This is a genomic window from Nocardia sp. NPDC059236 (assembly GCF_042754085.1).
GTDB lineage: Bacteria > Actinomycetota > Actinomycetes > Mycobacteriales > Mycobacteriaceae > Nocardia.
Genome location: NZ_JBHZAF010000016.1, coordinates 21107 through 41771, shown reverse-complemented (window position 1 = coordinate 41771; position 20665 = coordinate 21107). Strand labels below are relative to the sequence as shown.

Sequence of the window (20665 nt, the reverse complement as noted above, 5' to 3'; positions counted from 1 at the left end):
TTTTCTATCGGCCCGGCGCGACAGCCGCCGCCGCGACGCCGGGAGCTGTGCCGTCGAGTGCGACGGGCGTCGAGAAGTGCGGCAGCACGTCCTCGGCGAAGAGTTGCACCGAGCGCCGCACGACGGCCTCGGGCGCGGTGCTGGGCGGCGTCTGCAGGCTGATCGTCACGTCGCCGAACGCCTCTCTGATACGAGCGATCTGATCGACGACCTGGGCCGGCGTACCGACTATGGTCTTGTCGGCGGCGAGCTGGGCGGCGAAGGTCCCGCCCGCGACCCGGTCGACGATCTTCTCGTACCCCTCGTACTGGGTGCTGCGGGCGGTCGACCAGCCGGAGACGGCCCGGGCCAGCGCACGGTGGTTGGTGTTCGCGAACTGCTCGCCGAGGCTGCGCGCCTCGTCCGCGTCGTCGGCGAGAAACGAGCTGTAGCTCAGATGCACTTCGGCTGTGGCGGGGTCGAATCCGGCGGCTTCCCGGGCCACCCGATACCTGGCGATGATGTCCTGCACCTTCTCCCGCGGATTGATCGACGGCACCAGCAGCAGCCCGTACCCGGCTGCACCGGCCCGCTCGGCGGACTCCGGGGTGATCGCCGTGGCCACCAGGATGCGCGGGTGCGGACTCTGAAACGGACGCGGCTGCAGCGTCACCGGCCCGAACGAGTGGAAGCCGTTGTCGATGGTCACATCGGATCCCGTCCACAGCTCGACGATCGCCGCCACGGTGGCGTCGAACCGTGGCCGCGAATCATCCAGGGACAGTTGGAAAGCCGCGAACTCGTCCGGCAGGAATCCACGTGCGACACCGACATCGAGCCGCCCGTGGCTGATGTTGTCCAGCACCGCCAGCCGCGCTGCGAGTTTGATCGGATGATCGAACGCGGGCACCACAGCGCCGGTGATCAGCCGGATCCGCTCCGTCCGGGCGGCGACGGCGGTCAGGAAGGTGGTGGGATCCGGGCTGTAGCCGCCGTATTCGAAGAAGTAGTGCTCGACGGTCTTGACGTGGTGGTAGCCGAGCTCTTCGGCATAGACCGCGATCGACAGCGCGTGATCGTAGTAGTCGACCGGCGCCTGGTCGTGCGGGCCGACGGTGGGAAAGAGATTGATGCCGAACTTCATCGCGTCACGTCCTGGAGTGAAGAGGTGGCGGCCGGCAGCGCGAACTCGGCGGCCAGGAGTTCATAACTGCGCACCCGCGCCTGATGGTCGTGCACCGTGGTGACGACGATGATCTCCTCGACGTCGAGACTCGAGGCGAGCGAACGGATTCGGTCACCGACCCGGTCGGGCGTGCCCCAGAAGTACCGGGGCCATTCGAAGTTCTCGTTTTCGAGGATGTCGCCGTAGCGGGCCAGCTCCGCCAATGCGGTGTCCGGCTCCGGAATCGGCCGGACATCGTTGCGGAACAACCGATTACGCACCGCGCGTTGGGCCGAGTACAGTCGTGCGGCCTCGGCCTCGGTATCAGCGACCACCGCCGTGATCGCGACGATCGGCGACCGCCCGGGCGCGAGCCGGTGGTACGCCTCGATGGACTCCCGGGTCGCCCCCGGATTGATGAAATGCGCGAACGCGTAGTCGATGTCGGCCCGGCCCGCCGACACGGCGCTTCCGGGGCTGCTGCCCAGCAGCCAGATATCCGGTGCGGGCGCGTCGAGCGGGACCGCGACCGGGGCGCGGCGCGCCCCGTCGACGGCCGGGGAGCCGGCCAGATACGCGCGCAGCTGTTCGACCTTCGCGTCGATCGACGGTCCGCATCCGGCCTCGGGCACCGGTCGCAGCGCGAGGGTTTCGACCTCGTCGGCGCCCGTGGACCGTCCGATGCCGAGGTCGATGCGGCCCGGATGCAGGGCCGTCAGCGTCCGGAACGTCTCGGCCACCTTGAACGGGCTGTAGTGCGTGAGCAGCACCCCGCCCGATCCGACCCGAAGCGTCGAGGTCGCCGAGGCGATCGCGGTCACCAGGATCTCGGGCGCCGAGATGGCGTGCGAGTACATGGCATGGTGTTCGGCGACCCAGTAGCGGGTGTAGCCGAAGCGTTCGGCGTGGCGGGCGAGGTCGAGAGAATTGGCCAGGGCCTGCGACTGGGGCGTGCCCTCGGGGACCGGAGCCTGGTCGAGGATGGACAATCTGATGGTCATAGCGCCTCCAGGGTTTCGTCGAGCAGGGCTACCGCATTGCGGTGCAAGGGAAATGGCGTATCCGAGGGCAGTCCGGTGCGCTCCGCGCGGCGCGTCACCGCCGCGGTGATGAGCGCGAATTTGAATCCGGCCAGCACCTCGTAGAAGGTGAGATTCCGCAGGGTCCGGCCGGACAGCGCGGCGTACGCCTCGACAGTTCGGTCCCGGTCGGGCAGCCCGTACAGTCGCTGTGCGCCGATCCCCCGGCTCAGATGCCGGTCCAGGTACAGGAACCAGGCGAGATCGCTCTCGGGTTCGCCGTATCCGGTCATCTCCCAGTCGACGAGGGCGGCGACCTCGGTATCGCGGTAGATGATGTTGCCGAGCCTGGCGTCACCCCACAGCAGCACGTACGGCGACCGGTGGACCGGAATATTGCCCGCCAGCCACCGCTCGGCCCGCCGGATGACCGGATCGTCCGCGCAGCGATAGAAGTCCAGCGCATCGCTCCAATACCGCACCTGCGCAGCGGGACCCGCAGGACCCAGATCGGGCAGATCGGCGGTGTCCGCCGTGATCGAATGCAGTCGTTCGAGCGCGGTCAGGGCCGCCCACCAGACCGCCGTGCGTTCGCTGGGCACCAGGTCGGCGACCCAGCCCGACCGGTGGTAGGACGGAAAGTCCGGCGGGACCCGGCCGTCGACGAACTCCATCAGGAAGAACGGCGCGCCCAGCACGGTGGCATCGGGTTCGACGGCCAGCACCTCGGGCACGGGCACATCGCTGTGGCGGCGAACCGCCCGCAGCGCATCGGCCTGCGCCACAATCGATTCGGTGGGATAGATCCTCTCTCCGGTGGCGCCGACCCGGATGATCGAACGGTGGGTGCCGCCCGCGACATCGCGCGCGGTCACCTGAATGGTCTCCGCCGAGAAACCGTTGCGCGGCAGCGAGATATCGACGCTGTCCGGATCGATGCGGTACCCGGTCGAGGTGCGGGACAGCCAGCCCAGCACCAGATCCCGGGTGCTATTCGGCGATCGCTGCAGTGGCACCGCCATGATGTGGCCTTTCGCCGGTGATGAGCGTGGATGTCGGACCGAGCGGGGCCGCGGCGATATCAACGAATCCCGCCGCACGCAGCCAGGTTTCGGCCTCCGCGACGGTGTACTCGCTGCCGCCGGAGGACCACACCAGCATGTTCAGGCTGGCGAGCAAGGCCGGTGGGGTGGGGCCGACCGGATCGAGCACCGGGTCGTAGATGGCGATGGTGCCGCCCTCCGGCAGCGCCGCGTAGGCGGCGGCGATGAGCTGCTGCCGCCGATGGACGGGCCAGTTGTGCAGGACGTGCCCGAAAATGAGCACATCGGCGCCGGGCAGCGGATCGGTGAAGAAGTCGCCGGGCCGGAACGCGATCCGGTCGGTCAGCCCCAGTTCGGTGATGTGGGCGTCGAATTCGGGTTCGACCTCGGGCAGGTCGAAGACCTGTGCCGTGAGGTGTGGGTGGGCTCGCACCAGTTCCGCGGCGATATTTCCGCGCGCGCCGCCGATATCGGCGAAGGTGGTGCGCTGCGACCAGTCCAGCCGGGACAGCGCCGCGCCGATGGGGGCGTTGAGCACATCCATCGCCTCGAAGAAGGCGCGACGATCGTCGGCGTCGCTGAACAGCGTGCCGTATGGATCACCGTCCGCCGCATCGGAATTGGCCGGCTTCCCGGATTTCAGGCTGGCGGCGAGCCCGGTCCAGGCCGGATGCAGGGTCTTGTCGAGGAAACGCAGGAATCCGCCGAGATAGTGGGGACGGCCACGTACCAGATAACGGTGCGCATCGGGACTGTTCGCGTAACGACCATGATCGGTGATGAGCAGTCCGGTGGTGGCGACGGCATCGAGGAAATCGCGCGACCACTCGGGTCGAATTCCGGTGATCGCGGTGATTTCGGCTGCCGGAAGCTCCTTTTCGGCCAGTGCGGTGAACAGGTCCAGCTCCACCGCGGCCAGCACCACCTGGGCGCGGCGGGCCCCGGAGACCAGGCCGAGAATGTGTGCGGGCGATCCACCGGAATCGGTGTTGTCGAGGTTCTCACCGGGAGCGGGGATCAGCGGTGTGGAGACGTGACTCATCGAGTTCTCCTGAGGTTTGGCGTCGGAATCGACCGTAGAAAGCGCTACTGCACGGCTCCTGGAGGATCTCTGGAGCGTGGATCCGGCATTCGACGGTGCGCCCGAATTGCCGGATACGCTCCCGCCGTCGCAGTGAATCGCGTTGCAAGGGAGATGATTCGAATGATTCTCGTGGTCGGAGCCACCGGTATCGTCGGCACCGCGGCGGTGCGGGAATTGTCGCGGCGGGGCGCGAAGGTTCGCGCCCTGACCAGGGAGCCCGGCCGGACCGCCCCGGTGGCGGGCGTGGAATTCGTGGCCGGGGACCTCGATGTTCCCCGCACACTGGATCCGCTACTGGAGGGCGTGGATTCGGTCTTCATCGCGACCTCCGGCCATCTGAAGGCGAGGCAGGACGCCACCGTGGTCGCGGCCGCCGTGGCGGCGGGCGTGCGGCGGGTGGTCACGGTCTCGTCGCTGGCAGTGGACGAGAATCCGGACGGCGCGCTCGGCGGCTGGCATGCCGCGGGCGAGCGAGTGGCCGTCGAGTCCGGTATTCCGTCGATCGTGTTGCGGCCGAACGGGTTCTATTCCAATACATTCGCGTGGATCCCTTCGATTCTCGGCACCGGCGTGGTCGAGGTGGCGCTGCCCGATCTGCCCGCGGCCCACCTCGATCCCCGCGATATCGGGCGGGTGGCAGCCCGGGCGCTGTCTGCGGAGACCGACCCCGCCGGCGCACCGGTGCTGCGGCTCAGCGGCCCGCAGGCGGTGAGCCCGCGTGCGCAGGTGGCCGTCCTCGCCGAGGTGCTCGGCCGGCCGATCGCCGTGCGGGAGATCTCGATCGACCAGGAGCGGGAGTGGCTGGCCCGCCGGGTGCCCGCGGCGGTCGCGGACGCGGTCACCGCCGCCCGTGCCGCCGCGGGCCCGGTCCGGGGCCGGATCTTCGATGACGTCGAAATACTCACCGGGACACCGCCGATCAGCTATCAGAAGTTCGTGCGCGACCACCGGGCGAGGTTCCTCGGCGATTCGTGAGGACCCTCGCCCGGCACCGGTCATGGGCGGGCGGGACTGCTTTCGGTGGTCTCCAGAGCGGCATCGGACTCAGGTGCGTCGATCTCCGGCTCCGCCGGGGTCGCCGCCGCCGGTGCGGGCGGCGCGGCGGTCCGCAGCCCGAAGGTGAACACCAGCGCCACCACTGCGAAGACCGCGCCGACACCGAACGCGGCGTGATAGCCGGACAGCAGCTCAGCGTGCGACGGCGGGTGGCCGCCACTGCCGGAACCGGTCCGGGAGGCAGCGATGGTGGCCAGCACCGCCAGTCCGATGGCTCCACCGAATTGCCTGGTGGTGTTGATGATTCCGGAGGCCACGCCGGCCTCGGCGGGCGCCACGCCGCCGGTGGCGGCAATGACCAGCGGCACCATCACCAAGCCCGCACCGAGGGTGATCAGGACCTGGGGGATCAGCACATGCAGTGCGAAGGAGCCGTGATCCGGGACGAACGCGAGCCAGATCAAGCCGAGCGCGCTCAACGCGGGCGCGCCGGTCAGCAGCGGGCGGACGCCCCCGAATCGCTTGACCAGCGGCGGACCCGAGTACGCGCCGATGGTCATCGCCACCGCGCCGGGCAGGAACGCGATGCCGGTGCGGAAGGCGTTGTAGCCCAGGATGTTCTGCATGTACAGCGACAGGAAGTAGAAGTGCGCGATCACCGCCGCGCCGATCCAGAACATGACGATATTGGCGAAGGCGACCGAACGGATCTTCAAGACGTACAACGGAATCAGCGGCGCGGCCGCGACCTTGGCCTCGTGCAGGGTGAACCAGACCAGCAGCACGGCCGCGCCGGCGATCGGCCCCCAGGTCGAGGGTGCGGACCAGCCGTGGTTCTGGGAGTCCACCGCACCGAACACCAGCGCCACCAGCGCCGTGGTGACGAGCACGGCACCGACCCCGTCGAGCCGCTTCCCCGCCGCGCCCCGGCTCTCACCGAGCAATGGATAGGTCAGTGCCAGGGCCAGCGCACCGAGCGGGATATTGACGTAGAAGATCCACTGCCAGCTGGCGATATCGGTCAGCACGCCCCCGAGCACCGACCCCAGTGCGGCCCCGGCCCCCGAGATCGCACCCCAGGCCGCGGTGGCACGGGCCCGCGCCTTGCCCTCGGTGAAGGTGGTCGACAGGATCGCCAGGGTGGCGGGCGAGAGCAGCGCGCCGCCGAAACCCTGGATGACGCGGGCGATCACCAGCCATTCCGACGATCTGGCCAGACCACCGGCCAGGCTGGCGAGGGTGAAAATGGTGAGGCCGATGAGGAACACCCGCCGGCGGCCGATCAGGTCGGCGACCCGGCCGCCGAGCAACAGGAAGCCGGCGAAGGTGATGGCGTAGCCGTTGACCACCCATTGCAGTCCGGCGTCGGAGAAGTCGAGCGAACCCTGGATGGCGGGCAGCGCGACATTGACGATCGAAAGGTCGAGGACGACGATCAGCTGCCCCAGGCAGAGCAGGCTCAGCACCGCCCAATCCGGCGGACGGGAAATCCGGGACCGTGTGGTGTCGAGCGACGGAGACGGTGTGGACATGGATTGGGCTCCAATTCCCTTGGACACAAAGGTGATTCGAGTCCGATGGACTCATGGGTCCAATATCTGGACTCATGAGTCCACCGTCAATCCGGCTCCAGCGGGACTCCAGCGAGACTCCAGCGGGACTCCAGTGGCGCTGCAGATCCCGCGCACATGCTGGAGACACGTGTTCGATCGATGAGAAGTGAGGACGATCGGTGTCCGATCCAACGACCGACCCGGTAGCGGCCGGGCAGCAGTCCGAGTACGTCTTCGTGAACGTCCTGCGCCTGGCGGGTCCGGCGGAGCGATTCGAATCGATCTATGCCGATGTCGCGGACTATTTCTCGCGGCAACCCGGCTTCCGGCATTACGAATTGCTCAAATCCGAGAGCAATCCGGACGTCTATATCAATATCGCTCGCTGGTCCGGCCGCGAGGCATTCCTGCGCGCGACCTCGAATCCGGAATTCCGCACCCGCACCCGGGTCGGTGAGGTGGCGTCCGGAGATCCGCAGCTGTGCCGGATCATTCGATCGGCCGGTCAGCCGGGGTGAGTGCACTCGACGAGGTCGCCGACGATGTCTTCGCCTATATCGAGCGCCCCGGCGGCTGGTGCGTGAGCAATGCCGCGCTCGTCCGCGCTGACGGCGAATCCGTTCTGGTGGACACGTTGGGCACCGAAAGCCGGGCCCGCGGTTTGCGTTCCGCGCTGACGCGGATGGGCGCGGGCTCACCGGCGATGGTGATCAACACCCACTGGCACGGGGACCACACGGCGGGGAACGCGCTGTTCGCCCCGGCTCCGATCGTCGCGCATCGACGGTGCCGGCCGGCGATGGCTCGCAACGGCTGGGCGGTGCGGGCCCTGTGGCCCGAGATCGATTGGGGGGACCTGCCTTTGGTGCTGCCCGGTGTCGGGGTGGGTGATCGGGCCGTCCTGCACGCCGGTGAGCGCGAGATCCACCTGCTCACCGGGGGTATCGGACACACCGACGCCGATCTGGCGGTGTGGGTACCGCACGCGCGGGTCCTCATCGCGGGTGATCTCGTCATGCCCGGCACGACACCGTTCCTGCTGTCGGGTTCGGTGCACGGCATGCTCGACTGGATCGATCGGCTACGGGACCTGGCGCCCGAGACCATCATCGGCGGCCACGGCGAGGTCGCCGACCGTCACGTCCTCACCGAGACCCGTGACTATCTCGACTGGCTGCTCGCGGTGGCCGGGGACGCGATGCCGTCCGGCGCGACGCCACTCGAGGCGGCCCGCCAGGTCGATCCGGCGCGACTGGGCGACCATCCGTGGTCGTCGTGGAATGAACCGGAGCGTTTGGTGGCTAATCTCCATTGTGCGTACGCCGAGATCGCGGACACCGCCACGCCGATCCGCTCGGGACCGGTCCTGGCGGATATGGCGGCCTTCCTGGGGCATTCGATCCCGGCCTCCGCCTGACCTCGGCACGCCCACCCGACGATTGCCGACCATGTCACCAATTCGACTGTGCCGTAACAGATTATGAAATACTGACGAAGCCTTCCGATCACGGCGAGCGGGACGATTCCGCACCCGGCGGACGCTGGCTAGCCTGTGGAATCGGATCGCATTTCGAATGAAGGAGTGTGCCCATGGTGTCAGCTTCGTCCCGGGCCGCAGTCGCGCTGGAATCACGCGCGGCCAACAAGCGGTCGGTGATCGTGGATGCCGCCACGGACTCGTTTCTCGAATTCGGTTACGAGCGAACCAGTGTCGAGGCCATCGCCGAGCAGGCCGGCGTGTCCAAGCAGACGATCTACAACTACTTCGGCGACAAACGGACCCTGTTCCGGGTGGTACTCGCCGGGGTGCGGGCGGCGGCCGATACGGCCGACGAACTCGATCCGCGCCTGCTGCGGAATCCGGACACCGTCTTCGAGGATCTGGTCACGGTGGGGCGTTTGTTCCTCGCGGTGACCCTGTCCGAGCGGGTGTCCGCGGTACGGCGGCTGATCGTCGGTGAGGTGGCGCGGCACCCGGACCTGCATCAGGTCTGTGCCGATCAATCCGTGGCGCAGGGGCCGCGGATCGCCGGATGGCTCGCCCATCGCTTCGAAGTGCTCGCCGCGGCGGGCATTCTGGAGACGACCGAACCGGCGGAGGTGGCGGGCCAGTTCTTCGCGCAGCTGTCCCACGACGGCCAGCAGGCCTCGGCCTTCGGCACCATCGCGCTCACGCCGGACCGGGCCGCAGAGATCTCGGCGCGCGCCGCACGACTGATTCTGCGCGCCTACGCGATCGAACGACCAGCGTGACCGGATTTCCGGCGCGCTGAAATCTTCATACAGCTCGGGAGCTACACATGATCAAATTCGGGGTATTGGGATCACTGCAGTGCTGCATCGACGGTGTCGGCGCAGTCCCGAGCGCACCGAAGCAGCGCCAACTGCTCGCCCTGCTGTTGATGAACGCGAACCGGGTGATCTCGGCCGACTACTGCATCGAGGAACTGTGGGAGTCCGCGCCGCCGTCCTCGGCGGCCTCCACGCTCCAGACCTATGTCATGCAGTTGCGCAAATGCCTCGGCGAGCACAGCTCGAACCTGGATCGGGGCGAGTCCCGGCTGGAGACCCGCGAACGCGGCTACCTCCTGCATGTAGGCCCCGGGGAATTCGATGTCGACGTCTTCGAGGACAAGGTCCGGCTGGCCCGGCTGGCACTGGCGGCCGAGGACGACGACAGCGCCGACAGCGCGCTGCGCGCGGCCCTGGCCGTGTGGCGCGGCCCGGTCTTCACCGACATCAAACCCGGTCCGGTGCTGACCATGTGGGCCACCAGCCTGAACGAGGTGCGGCTGTCGATCCTGGAACACCGCATCGAGGTGGACCTGCGGCTGGGCCGTCATCGCGAACTGATCGGTGAACTCAGCGGCATGGTGCAGCGCTCACCGCTGCTGGAGAGCCTGCACGCGCATCTGATCATCGCGCTCTACCGCTCCGGCCGGCAGGCGCACGCGCTGCAGGTGTACGAGCGGTTGCGGCACCGGCTGGCAGAGGAGCTGGGCTTGGAGCCCACCCCGGCGCTGCAGCAACTGCACCACAAGGTGCTGCGCAGCGCTCCGGAGTTGGCTCCGCCACCGAAAATCGTTGCCGCCTCGCGCTATTCGGCCGAACTCATCGCGGGTCGACTGCGACCGCAGGTGGATTCGCTCTGCGGCTGAAGCCGGACCGCGGCGAGCAGGGCCCGGGTGACGTCGTGCTGCGGAGTGTCGAAGACCTGGTCGACACTCCCCTGCTCCACGATCCGGCCCGTGGACATCACCGCCACGGAGTCGCTGAGGTGCTGCACGACCGCGAGATCGTGCGAAACGAACAGCATCGACAGTCCCCGTTGGGCTTTCAGATCCGCGAGCAGATCCAGGATCTGCGCCTGAATGGTGACATCCAGGGCGGAGACCGGCTCGTCACAGATCAGGACGGCGGGATCGGAGGCCAGGGCGCGGGCGATGGCCACCCGCTGGCGCTGCCCGCCGGACATCTCGCCGGGCCGCCGCCGTTCGAAAGTTTGTGGCAGACCGACGGAATCGAGCAGGCTCAGGATTCGCTTGCGCCGATCGGCGGCGCTGCGCCCGCGCGCGGGCAGGGCCTCACCGATGATCCGGGTGACGTCCCAGCGGGGATCGAACGAACTCGCCGGGTCCTGCCAGACGACGCCGACCTGCGGACGCCGGGCCCGGCGGGCCCGCTCGGGCAGGGCGCTCCAGGGTTGGCCGCCGAGGGTGACGGTGCCGGCGTCCGGTCGCAGCAGGCCGAGAACCAGTGCGGCGGTGGTGCTCTTGCCGGAGCCGGATTCGCCGACCAGGCCCAGCGTGGTGCCGACCGGCAGCTCGAAGCCGACCTCGGTGACCGCCGCCACCGACCGGCCGCGGGCCACGCGGAACGACTTGCACAACCCGGTCACGGACAGGGCGGGCGACGCGGATTCGGTCCCGGCGCCGGCACGGACCGCCGGTTCCGATCGCGCGACGGTCCAGCCATCCCCGGACAGCCGCCTTCCCCGTTTGCCGGGAGTCGGGACCGCCGCCCGCAGCCGGCGGGTGTAGGGGTGCTCGGGTGCGCCGAGAACCCGTGCGGCCGGGCCCTGTTCGACAATACGGCCCTCGTGCATGACCGCGACCCGGTCGGCGATTCCGGCGACCACCGACAGGTCGTGACTGACCAGCAGCAGGGCGGTGCCGTCATCGCGCAGGGCGGCCAGCAGTTTCAGGATCCGGGCCTGTACGGTGGCGTCGAGGGCCGTCGTCGGCTCGTCGGCAATGATCACCTTCGGTCGGCCCGCGAGGGCGGACGCGATCAATACCCGCTGCCGCTGCCCGCCCGAAAGCTGGTGTGGGCGCATGGTTCTGCGCAGTTCCGGATCGTCGATGCCGACCGATCGCAGCAACTCGTCGACCCGGCGGGCGCGGTCGGCCGCGGAGCGCGCGAGCCGGTGCGCGCGTAGCGTGTCGCCCACCTCGGCCACGACCGGCCGCAACGGGTCGAGCGAGATCAGCGCGTCCTGCAGGATCAGCGCGATCTCCCGACCGCGCACGGAACGCCACTCCCGCGCGGACAATCGATCCAGATCGATGTCGCCCAGGCGCAGAGACCGGGCGGCGACCGTCGAGCCCGGTCCGGTCAGGCCCAGCAGCGCGCGGGCGGTAACGCTCTTTCCGGACCCGGATTCCCCCACGATCGCCAGGCATTCACCGGCCGCGAGCTCGAAACCGATGCCACGCACCGCCGCTACCCGGTCACCGCCCCGGCCGAAGGAGACGTGCAGATCATCGACGTGCAGAACGGGCAAGGCCGCCCTCCCAACGTTGTTGCAGTGCCCGGCCGAGCACGGTGACGGTGACGACGGTGAGGGTGATGGCGGCTCCGGGCGGAACGGCCACCCACCACGACTTGGACAGCAGTTCACGGCCCGCCGCGAGCATCGAACCCCATTCGGGGGTGGGCTCTTTCGGGCCGAGCCCCAGGAAACTCAGGGCCGAACCGATCATGATCGAGCTGCCGACGCCGAGGGTCGCCAGCACGACGGTCGGGCGCAGCGAGTTCGGGACAATGTGGCGCACGATCCGATATCCGGGCGAGCGGCCCAGCGCGATCGACGCCCGCACGTAGTCGGCGTTCCGCACCACCAGGGCCTGCGACCTGACCAGCCTGGCGTACGAGGCGGATTCGGCGATGGCGATCGCCGCGATCAGGCTGCCCGCCCCCTGCCCGAGCATCGCGATCACCAACAGCGTCAGCAGGACGCCCGGAAACGCCAGCACGATGTCCAGCCCCCGCGCGACGACGGTGTCGATGAGCCGGCCGCCGAGCGCGGCGCACAGCCCGATCAGCGTGCCACCGAGCACGGCCAGCAGGGTGGCGGTGAGACCGACGAGGATCGAATAGCGGGCGCCGAAGACAATGCGCGCGAAGATGTCTCGTCCGAGCTGATCGGTGCCGAGGAAGTGGTGGCGGCCGGGCGTCGCCAGCGCCTGACCGAGATCGACCTCGATGGGCGATCGCGCCGCGATCCGGCCGGGCACGAGGACACAGGCCGCCAGCACGGCGGCGATGAGGCCGGGCAAGAGCAGCCGCACGTTCGGCGTCGCGGTCACCGGGCCACCCCCGAGGGCGTCGCCGAGCGCGGATCGATGACCCGGTAGGCCAGGTCCACCACGGAATTGACGGCGATGAACAGTAGCGAGCCGAACATGACCAGTGCGATGACCACCGGAAAATCGTGAGTGGTGACCGCCGACAACAGGACTCGCCCCAGACCCGGGCGCGCGAACACCGTCTCGACCAGCACCGCGCCGCTGAGCAGACCGCCGACCAGCCAACCGCTGACCGTGACGGCGGACAGCAGCGTGTGCCGCAGCGCGTGATGGATTCGGATGTCCAGCTCACCCAACCCCCGGGCGCGGGCGCTGAGCACGAACGGGGACAACATGACCGCGTCCACGCCGTCCCGCATCACCTGGGCGAGCAGCGCGCCGATGGGCACAGCCAAGGTGGTCGCGGGCAGGACCAAGGCCGCCGGACCGGACCCGGTCGAGGGGAACAGATGCAGGCGGAACGAGAGGCCCGCCAGCAGCAGGGTGCCGGTCCAGAAGGTCGGCGTGGAGACCGCGATCAGCTCCAGCGCGTGCGCGAGCACCCGCGGCACACGGCGTGTCCCCGAGGTCGCGACCACCGTGACCAATGCACCCGTGACGCCGAGGGTGATGGCCGCTGCGGCGAGTTGCAGTGTCGGAGTGAGCTGTTCGCCGATCACATGCAGTACCGGCTGCTGTCGTTGGAAGGATTCGCCGAAATCGCCGCGGGCCAGGCGGCCCAGATAGTGCAGAAACCGCTGCGGCAGTGGCTCGTCCAGGCCCATCTGCGCACGGATGGCGGCCAGGGTCGCCGGGGTCGCGGGCGCGTTGCCGAGCATGGCGTAGGCCGGATCGCCGGGCACGAGCGCCATGGCCAGGAACGTCACGGTCGCGACCCCCGTGAGGATTCCGGCGATTCCGAGTACCCGGCGCAGGATCGCACCGGCGACGGTCACCAGGGCGGCCATCAGTTCAGCCACGCATCGTAGAAGACCGGGTACGACGCCGGGGCGGCGGCGAGACCGTGCACCCGGGTCCGGGTCGCGACCTGGCTGGCGGGCACGAAGATCGGAACGAGCACCGCCTGATCGATGGCCCAGTGCTGGGCGGCGGCATAGTCCGCGCGCTGCGCGCCCGCGTCGAGCGTGCGCGCGGCATTGCCGACCCACGCGTCGACCTGCGGGTCGTTCACCCACGAAATATTCTGTCCCGCCATCGGTTTGGCGGTGGAGAGCAGGAAGCTGCGCATGATGTCCGGCGAGTTGGAAGACCAGCTGGTGTCGAACAGGTCGTAGTCGCCGCGCGCGACGAGCTGGAAGAGCTCACCGGTCTGGACATTGGTGCGGACGATCTCGATGCCGACCTTCTCGGCCGAGGCGACGATGGCCAGCCCGACCAGGCCCCGATAGTTGGATTCGTCCTGTGCCTTGGTGGTCGTCCAGGTCGCGCGGAGCCGGACGCCGTCCTTGACCCGGTAGCCCGCTGCGTCGCGCTGGTTCCACCCGGCCTCGTCGAGCAGCCGGTTGGCCTCGTCGGTGCTGTAGTTCCACGAATTCTCCAGTGCCGCATCGTAGAACTGGGTGGCCGGGGTCAGGATGCTCCAGGACCGGCTGTAGACGCCGAAATAGATCGAGGACAGGATCGCGTCGACATCGGTCGATCGCTGCAACGCCCGGCGGACGCGTGGGTCCTGCCACGGACCCCGCCGCGTATTGATGTAGACGCCGTAGCCGGTGCCCTGTGCGTCGTAGCGGGTGTACCGGAGCGAAGGATCCGCCTTCAGGTCGCTGACGTTCTGCGCGGGCACCGACAGCAGTCCGTCGATCTGGCCGCTGGTCAACGCCCCGATGCGGGTCGAGTTCTCCGGCACGAAACGGAACTCGACACCATCGAGGTGCGCGGGCCCCGTATGCGCCGAAGTCTCCGGGGCCCAGCCGTATCCGGCGAACTTGGCGAGGCTGACGCTCTGCTGCGCGGTATGCCCGGCAAGGGTGAACGGACCCGACCCGACCACGTGATCGCAGAGCTTGCCGGCGTTGTCGGCGAAGTTCTTCGGCGACTGGATACCCAGGGCGGTGGTGCTCGCCGCCGCGAGGAACGGCTGGAAGGGCTCGGTGAACGCCACCTCGACGGTGTGCTCGTCGATCACGGTCGACCGGCTGTACGGTCCCAGCAGCGTTGCCGCCCATTGGGATTTGGTGTTCGGATCGACGATCCGATCGAAGTTCGCCTTGACCGCGGCGGCATCGAGCCGGGTGCCGTCGTGGAACACCACATCGTCGCGCAGGGTGAAGACGTACCGCGTCAGGTCATCGCTGATCGTCCAGCTCTTCGCCAGCCAGGGGTGGATGGTGTTGTCATTGCCCTGCGCCACCAGGGAATCCACCACACCGCGATCGATCAGGGCGGTGGCGTCGGCGGGACTCACCCCCGGGTCCAGGCAACTCGGCTCCGAGGGCAGCGCGAAACGCAGCGTGCCGCCGGCCACCGGCGGCCCGTCCGATCCCCCGCCATCCGTACCCGGGGAGCAGCCCGCGACCAGCGCGGCAGCGGTCAGCAGGGCGGCCAGCGGCCACACGGTTCTACCCATCATGGTTCGCAGTGTTGTCGCCGCTGATGCAGCCGCGCTCCGGCGCCGCTGGAGGAACGCTGGAAGGCGTCCGGCCCTTGCTGGACAGCGTTGCGCGGCAGTCGTTTTGCTGGATCGCGTGAAGACACGAGACAGGACGGGTGTGCGATGAGAGCGGTAGTGACCACCGGCGACCGGCAGACGCCGACGCGGCTGATCGAGGTCGACGAGCCGACGCCGGGGCCCGGTGAGGTGCTGGTCCGGGTGCAGGCCATCGGGATCAACCGGGGTGAGCTGACCCGGGCGGAGCGACTTCCGGCGGGATCCCGGCTCGGCTGGGACATTCTCGGCACGATCGAGGACGCCGACGCGGACGGGCCGGCGCACTCGCGGGCCGTCGTCGCGCTCGCGCGCGGCGACGGGTGGGCCGATCGGGTCGCCGTGCCGCGCCGCGACGTCGCCGTCATCGACGACCCCGGCACGGCCGTCGATCTCGCCGCGCTGCCCGTGGCCGGGTTGACGGCGCTCGCGGCCATCCGGCGGGCCGGGCCGATCATCGGCAGGACCGTGCTGGTCACCGGAACGAGTGGCGGCGTCGGCGGGGTGCTGGCGCAACTCGCACACGCCGCCGGGGCCGAGGTGCTGTCGGTCCGGCACCGGTTCACCGGCACTGGGCTCGAAATCACCGGTGCCGGGCTCGATGTCGTCTCTCCGGAAGGCCAACCGACCGCACCGCGGCCGGTCGACGTCGTGTTCGACAGTGTCGGCGGACCGACGCTGCAGGCGGCGTTCGAGCTGCTGAAACCGCGAGGCGTGCTGGTGAGTTTCGGCAATACCGTCCGCGCGCCGCTCGAGCTGCCGGTCGATTGGGGACATCGGCGGCCCGGGGTGAGTCTGAGCTACGTGAACCTGTTCGACGAGCTCGACGCCGGGACCGGGGCCGGGGCCGATCTGCGCTGGCTCGGACAGCGCTGGGCCGCAGGGGATTTGAACCTCGCCGTGAACCGAACCGGGCCGCTGGACACGCTCGACGACACGCTGACCGCACTCCAGGAGCGGACCTTTCACGGCAAGGCGGTCCTGCACTGGTAGCAGGCGTCAGAACGCGAGGCCGCCGTTCACCTCGAGCACATGGCCGTTGACGTAGTCCGAGTCCGGACCCGCAAGGAACCGGGCCACACCGGCAATCTCCCCGGCCCGCCCCGGCCTACCCGCCGCGATGGTCGGTAGGTACCGGTCCCACACCGGTGGATTCGCGATGAGATCGCGGCCCATCCCCTCGTCGATGAAACCGGGAGACAGGGCGTTCACCGAGATGGATTGCGGTGCAAGCTCTATCGCCGCGACACGGACCAGGGTCTCGATGGCCGCCTTGCTGATCGAGTACGCGCCCGCGCCCGGCGCGATCCGCTGCGCCAGGGCCGACGACAGGGCGATGAACCGGGCGGACCCGGAGTCGGCCAGATAGGGCACCGCTGCCTGCAGGGTGAGAAACGTTCCGACGACATTGGTTTCGAGCACCGTGGTGAAATTCTCCGGCGGCGTGACCGCCAAGGGGCCGGGACGGCTCACGCCGGCGTTCGCGAACACCACATCGACACCGCCGAGCCTGCTGCCGGCCTCGGCGAAGGCCGCCGCCAGCTGCACGGCGTCGGTGACATCCGCAGTCACGGCGCTTCCGGCGTGGTGCTCCTGAATCCACTGTGTCGCAGTCGATTCCCTTCCGACGATCACTACGCGCGCGCCGTGGCGGAGCAGATCCTCGGCCACCACGCGGCCCAGCCCGCGGCCACCTCCGGTGATCACGATGCGGCGTTCGGCCAGACCATTCGGCTGCACAGTCATTACTTCTCCTTCAGGTGACAGTCGTCGCTCGACTGTGCCGACACCCGCCCGACAACCGCCTACAGGATCGCTGGAGCAGCCGATTCCAGTGGTCCTCCAGCATTCGTCGGCGTCGCCTCCAGCAGCCGATGCGAGTGTCGACGCCACTGACACGAAGTCGTGGCGATCGCCAGCAGTTGTTCCGAACTCGAAAGGATGGAACATGGCATACGTTGGGGCGCAAGCAAAGACAACAAAGGCGCACGGACCGCGCCGGGTCGCGATCACGGGAATCGGCGTACTGGCTCCCGGAGCGGTCGGCACCGGCCAGTTCTGGGACCTGCTCACCGCGGGCCGCACCGCCACCCGCCGGATCAGCTCGTTCGACACCGGCGGCTACCGGTCCCGGATCGCGGGCGAGATCGACTTCCGGCCCTACGACCACGGATTGAGCCGGCGCGAGGAGCGGGCCTGGGATCGGGTCACCCAGTTCGCGGTCACCACCGCCCGGGAAGCCTTGCAGGACAGTGGATTCGATCTCGGCACCGTGGACCCCGCGCGGATCGGCATCAGCATCGGCAGTGCGGTCGGATGCACGACGGGCCTGGAACGCGAGTACTCCCTGGTCAGCGATCAGGGCCGGGAATGGCTGGTGGACCCGGCCTGGGCGGTGGCGCAGCTCTTCGACTACCTGGTGCCCAGTTCCATTGCCGCGGAGCTGGCTTGGACGATCGGCGCCGAAGGACCAACCTCGGTGGTCTCCACCGGTTGCACGTCCGGGCTGGACGCGGTCGGCCACGGCGCCGATCTGATCCGCGAGGGAGCCGCCGATATCGTCGTGACCGGCGCCAGCGAGGCCCCGATCTCACCGATCACGGTGGCCTGCTTCGATGCCATCAAGGCCACCAGCCCCAACAACGACGACCCGGAACACGCGTCGCGTCCGTTCGACCGGGATCGGGACGGCTTCGTCCTCGGCGAGGGTTCCGCAACCCTGATCCTCGAGGACTGGGACCGGGCCCGCGCCCGAGGCGCGCACATCTACGCCGAGTTCGCCGGATTCGCCACGCGCGGCAATGCCTTTCACATGACCGGCCTGCGGCCCGACGGAGTGGAGATGGCCGAGGCCATCGGCGCCGCGCTGAACCAGGCCCGGGTGGACCCCACCGCGGTCGACTACGTCAACGCCCACGGCTCCGGAACCAAACAGAACGATCTGCACGAGACCGCCGCGGTGAAAAGGGCGCTGGCCGACCATGCCCGGCGCGTTCCCATGAGCTCCATCAAGTCCATGATCGGGCACTCGCTCGGCGCTGTCGGCTCCCTCGAGCTGGCCGCCTCGGCGCTGGCGATCGACACCGACGTCATCCCGCCGACCGCCAACCTGCACAACCCGGGCCCCGGCTGCGATCTGGACTACGTGCCGCTGACCGCGCGCGGCCAGCGCACCGACACCGTGCTGAGCGTCGGCAGCGGATTCGGCGGATTCCAGAGTGCCGCAGTGCTGGTCGCGCCATGACCGGACTCGCGGTGGATCCCGCCGTCACCGGCATCGGCGTCCACGCGCCGACCGGAGTCACCGTGGCGGATTACTGGCGCAACACCCTCGCGGGGCGCTCGGCGATCGACCGGATCACCCGCTTCGATCCCAGTCCGTACACCGCCACCCTGGCCGGGGAGATTCGCGACTTCGACCCCTCGCCGCTGTCCGGCCGCCTGCTTCCGCAAACCGACATCTCCACCCGGCACGCCCTGGTGTCCTCCGACGCCGCGCTGCGCGACGCCGGCATCACCCCGGACGACCGGGACGACTTCGAACTCGGAGTGGTCACCGCCAGCACCAGCGGCGGCTTCGAGTTCGGGCAGAAGGAGCTGCAGAAACTATGGGCCCAGGGCAGTCGCCATGTCAGCGGTATCAGTCTTTCGCCTGGTTCTACGCCGTGAACACGGGGCAGCTCGCGATCAGGCACGGCGCGCGCGGACCCTCGAGTGTCGTGGTGGCCGACCAGGCGGGCAGCCTCGACGCGGTCGGTAAGGCGCGCCGGCTGGTGCGTGCGGGCACCCCGCTGGTGCTCACCGGCGGTTTCGATTCCGTGCTCTCGCCGTGGGGCTGGCTGGCCACGCTCGCTGCGGGCAATGTCAGCACGAGCACCGACCCGAAACGGGCCTACCAGCCATTCGCCGACACCGCCGACGGTTTCGTACCCGGCGAAGGCGGCGCCTTGACCGTCCTCGAACATCCGGACCGGGCACGCGACCGCGGTGCGCACGTCTACGCCCACATCAGCGGGTATGCCAGCGGATTCGATCCGCGGCCCGGCTCACCGCGGCCACCGGCGCTGGCCCGGATCGTCCGGGCCGCGCTCGCCGACGCCCGCATTGCGCCCGGCGAGATCGGGGTGGTGTTCGCCGACGCGGCCGGAGTCCGCGAACAGGACGATCACGAAATCGCCGCGCTCGACGCGGTATTCGGCGCGCACAGGGTCCCGGTGACCGCACCCAAGACCGGGACCGGACGACTGTTCGCGGGCGGCGGGGCGCTCGACATCGCCGCGGCCGCTCTCACGCTGGACAGCCGCACCATCCCGCCCACCCCCGGCCTCGAGCACTATCCCTGCCCCACCCGCCTGGACCTGGTCCGGGAGCCGCGTGAGCTGACCACACCGGCCGCGCTCGTGCTCGCCCGCGGTGGGCGCGGGTTCACCTCAGCGGTGGTCCTGCGCGGCGTCCGATGAAAACCCCACTCCCCCAACAGCACCCGACCGAGAAGGGAGGCACATGGTGTCTGCCAACCCAGCCGTGACCACCGACCAGCTGCGCGAGGTACTGCAGCGGGTCGCCGGCGAAGACGAGACCATCGACCTGAGCGGAGACATCACCGATCGCTCATTCGAGGACCTGGGATACGACTCCCTCGCGGTCCTGGAACTGTCCAACCAGATCGAAATCCGTTACGGGATCAAGCTTCTCGACAGTTCGGTCGTCGACGCCGTGACCGTTCGAGATTTTCTCGAACTCGTCAACACCACCCTCGCGGAGGGCGCCGGCCAGGACGCCGGTGCCTCCGATCCATCCTCAGGAGCACTCGCATGAGCAAGCACGCCATTGTCACCGGGGCCACCAGCGGAATCGGCCTCGAGATCGCCCGCACGCTGGGCCTGGCCGGATATCAGGTCTTCATCAACGCCCGCGATGGGGGAAGGGTCAAGAGCACGGTCGAGGAGCTGAGCACCGAAGGCATCACCATCGACGGCATCGCCGCCGATGTCCGATCGACCGACGACGTGCGGGCCTTCGTCGCGGCGGCGGTCGCGCGGTTCGGACCGGTCACGGTGCTGGTCAACAACGCGGGCCGCAACGGCGGCGGCGTCACCCGGGACATCGACGACGCGCTGTGGCAGGACGTGCTCGACATCAACCTGACCGGAACCTTCCGGGTGACGCGAGAAGTGTTGTCGCACGGCGGAATTCTCGACGCCCAGGACGGCCGCATCATCAATATCGCCTCGACCGGCGGCAAGCAGGGCGTGGTGCTCGGCGCGCCCTATTCGGCGTCGAAACACGGCGTCATCGGATTCACCAAGGCGCTCGGACTGGAACTGGCCAAGACCGGGGTGACGGTGAACGCCGTCTGCCCCGGATACGTCGAAACCCCACTGGCAGAACGGGTCCGGCGCGGCTACGCCGAGGTGTGGAACACCACCGAGGCCGCTGTGCTCGAGAAGTTCGAGGCCAAGATCCCGTTGGGGCGGTATTCGACTCCGCTGGAGGTCGCGGGACTGGTCGGCTATCTCACCACGCCCGCCGCCGCGCCGATCACCGCGCAGGCCATCAATGTCTGTGGCGGACTGGGCAACTACTGAGCC

Annotated in this window: 21 protein-coding genes; 11 read left to right on the top strand and 10 right to left on the bottom strand. The window is 69.0% G+C overall.

The annotated features are described in order from the left end of the window. Positions 1-4: 4 nt before the first annotated feature. The 4 genes from ACFXIV_RS33605 to ACFXIV_RS33590 are packed head-to-tail and all read right to left on the bottom strand — an operon-like array spanning position 5 to position 4248. A complete protein-coding gene (locus tag ACFXIV_RS33605; protein WP_379378528.1) occupies positions 5-1123 on the bottom strand; it encodes an LLM class flavin-dependent oxidoreductase in 1119 nt (372 codons plus the stop codon). Then, the gene (locus ACFXIV_RS33600; protein ID WP_379399991.1) at positions 1120-2145 is read right to left on the bottom strand and encodes an MsnO8 family LLM class oxidoreductase; all 1026 of its coding nucleotides are present in this window, start codon (positions 2143-2145) and stop codon (positions 1120-1122) included. Before ACFXIV_RS33600 ends, ACFXIV_RS33605 begins: the two co-directional genes overlap by 4 nt. Beyond that, on the bottom strand, positions 2142-3185 hold the full coding sequence (locus ACFXIV_RS33595; RefSeq protein WP_379399993.1) for a phosphotransferase family protein: 1044 nt from the start codon (positions 3183-3185) through the stop codon (positions 2142-2144). The genes ACFXIV_RS33600 and ACFXIV_RS33595 overlap by 4 nt, the downstream gene beginning before the upstream one ends. Further along, positions 3154-4248 carry a methyltransferase gene (locus ACFXIV_RS33590; RefSeq protein WP_379399995.1) on the bottom strand — a complete coding sequence of 365 codons (1095 nt, stop codon included), beginning with the start codon at positions 4246-4248 and terminating at the stop codon, positions 3154-3156. Before ACFXIV_RS33590 ends, ACFXIV_RS33595 begins: the two co-directional genes overlap by 32 nt. 162 nt (positions 4249-4410) lie before the next feature. Between ACFXIV_RS33590 and ACFXIV_RS33585 the strand changes: the two genes are divergently transcribed. After that, a complete protein-coding gene (locus ACFXIV_RS33585) occupies positions 4411-5265 on the top strand; it encodes an NAD(P)H-binding protein (protein WP_379399997.1) in 855 nt (284 codons plus the stop codon). A gap of 20 nt (positions 5266-5285) precedes the next feature. On the opposite strand, the gene ACFXIV_RS33580 is transcribed toward ACFXIV_RS33585, so the two are convergent. Further along, positions 5286-6818, bottom strand: a complete 1533-nt coding sequence (locus ACFXIV_RS33580) for an MFS transporter (RefSeq protein ID WP_379399999.1) — start codon at positions 6816-6818, stop codon at positions 5286-5288. 200 nt (positions 6819-7018) lie between these two features. Here ACFXIV_RS33580 and ACFXIV_RS33575 point away from each other — a divergent pair, with 200 nt between their 5' ends. From ACFXIV_RS33575 to ACFXIV_RS33560, 4 genes are all read left to right on the top strand, one after another. Continuing rightward, positions 7019-7357, top strand: coding sequence for an antibiotic biosynthesis monooxygenase family protein (locus ACFXIV_RS33575; protein WP_379400001.1), 339 nt, complete (start codon positions 7019-7021; stop codon positions 7355-7357). Then, complete coding sequence (locus ACFXIV_RS33570) at positions 7354-8256, top strand: MBL fold metallo-hydrolase (protein WP_379400003.1); 903 nt, start codon at positions 7354-7356, stop codon at positions 8254-8256. Before ACFXIV_RS33575 ends, ACFXIV_RS33570 begins: the two co-directional genes overlap by 4 nt. Positions 8257-8429: 173 nt before the next feature. Further along, on the top strand, positions 8430-9092 hold the full coding sequence (locus ACFXIV_RS33565; protein WP_379400005.1) for a TetR/AcrR family transcriptional regulator: 663 nt from the start codon (positions 8430-8432) through the stop codon (positions 9090-9092). 47 nt (positions 9093-9139) lie between these two features. Beyond that, positions 9140-9997, top strand: coding sequence for a BTAD domain-containing putative transcriptional regulator (locus tag ACFXIV_RS33560; protein WP_379400007.1), 858 nt, complete (start codon positions 9140-9142; stop codon positions 9995-9997). Here the strand turns inward: ACFXIV_RS33560 and ACFXIV_RS33555 are convergent. Genes ACFXIV_RS33555 through ACFXIV_RS33540 form a run of 4 tightly spaced genes read right to left on the bottom strand, consistent with a single transcriptional unit; the run spans position 9937 to position 14999 of the window. Beyond that, complete coding sequence (locus ACFXIV_RS33555; protein WP_379400009.1) at positions 9937-11622, bottom strand: dipeptide ABC transporter ATP-binding protein; 1686 nt, start codon at positions 11620-11622, stop codon at positions 9937-9939. The two genes, ACFXIV_RS33560 and ACFXIV_RS33555, sit on opposite strands and share 61 nt — an antisense overlap. Further along, on the bottom strand, positions 11600-12427 hold the full coding sequence (locus ACFXIV_RS33550; RefSeq protein WP_379400011.1) for an ABC transporter permease: 828 nt from the start codon (positions 12425-12427) through the stop codon (positions 11600-11602). The genes ACFXIV_RS33555 and ACFXIV_RS33550 overlap by 23 nt, the downstream gene beginning before the upstream one ends. Continuing rightward, positions 12424-13386, bottom strand: coding sequence for an ABC transporter permease (locus tag ACFXIV_RS33545; RefSeq protein ID WP_379400013.1), 963 nt, complete (start codon positions 13384-13386; stop codon positions 12424-12426). Before ACFXIV_RS33545 ends, ACFXIV_RS33550 begins: the two co-directional genes overlap by 4 nt. Further along, positions 13374-14999 carry an ABC transporter substrate-binding protein gene (locus tag ACFXIV_RS33540; protein WP_379400015.1) on the bottom strand — a complete coding sequence of 542 codons (1626 nt, stop codon included), beginning with the start codon at positions 14997-14999 and terminating at the stop codon, positions 13374-13376. The genes ACFXIV_RS33545 and ACFXIV_RS33540 overlap by 13 nt, the downstream gene beginning before the upstream one ends. A 156-nt stretch (positions 15000-15155) precedes the next feature. Between ACFXIV_RS33540 and ACFXIV_RS33535 the strand changes: the two genes are divergently transcribed. After that, a complete protein-coding gene (locus ACFXIV_RS33535) occupies positions 15156-16067 on the top strand; it encodes a zinc-binding dehydrogenase (protein WP_379400017.1) in 912 nt (303 codons plus the stop codon). A gap of 6 nt (positions 16068-16073) precedes the next feature. Here the strand turns inward: ACFXIV_RS33535 and ACFXIV_RS33530 are convergent, their stop codons facing one another. Beyond that, a complete protein-coding gene (locus ACFXIV_RS33530) occupies positions 16074-16820 on the bottom strand; it encodes an SDR family NAD(P)-dependent oxidoreductase (protein ID WP_379400019.1) in 747 nt (248 codons plus the stop codon). A gap of 202 nt (positions 16821-17022) precedes the next feature. Between ACFXIV_RS33530 and ACFXIV_RS33525 the strand changes: the two genes are divergently transcribed. The 5 genes from ACFXIV_RS33525 to ACFXIV_RS33505 are packed head-to-tail and all read left to right on the top strand — an operon-like array spanning position 17023 to position 20662. After that, a complete protein-coding gene (locus tag ACFXIV_RS33525; RefSeq protein WP_379400021.1) occupies positions 17023-18318 on the top strand; it encodes a beta-ketoacyl-[acyl-carrier-protein] synthase family protein in 1296 nt (431 codons plus the stop codon). After that, positions 18315-18743 carry a beta-ketoacyl synthase N-terminal-like domain-containing protein gene (locus ACFXIV_RS33520; RefSeq protein ID WP_379400022.1) on the top strand — a complete coding sequence of 143 codons (429 nt, stop codon included), beginning with the start codon at positions 18315-18317 and terminating at the stop codon, positions 18741-18743. The genes ACFXIV_RS33525 and ACFXIV_RS33520 overlap by 4 nt, the downstream gene beginning before the upstream one ends. After that, positions 18740-19534 carry a beta-ketoacyl synthase N-terminal-like domain-containing protein gene (locus ACFXIV_RS33515; protein WP_379400023.1) on the top strand — a complete coding sequence of 265 codons (795 nt, stop codon included), beginning with the start codon at positions 18740-18742 and terminating at the stop codon, positions 19532-19534. Before ACFXIV_RS33520 ends, ACFXIV_RS33515 begins: the two co-directional genes overlap by 4 nt. A gap of 46 nt (positions 19535-19580) precedes the next feature. After that, complete coding sequence (locus ACFXIV_RS33510; protein ID WP_364615415.1) at positions 19581-19892, top strand: acyl carrier protein; 312 nt, start codon at positions 19581-19583, stop codon at positions 19890-19892. Further along, a complete protein-coding gene (locus ACFXIV_RS33505; protein WP_379400024.1) occupies positions 19889-20662 on the top strand; it encodes an SDR family NAD(P)-dependent oxidoreductase in 774 nt (257 codons plus the stop codon). Before ACFXIV_RS33510 ends, ACFXIV_RS33505 begins: the two co-directional genes overlap by 4 nt. Positions 20663-20665: the final 3 nt, after the last annotated feature.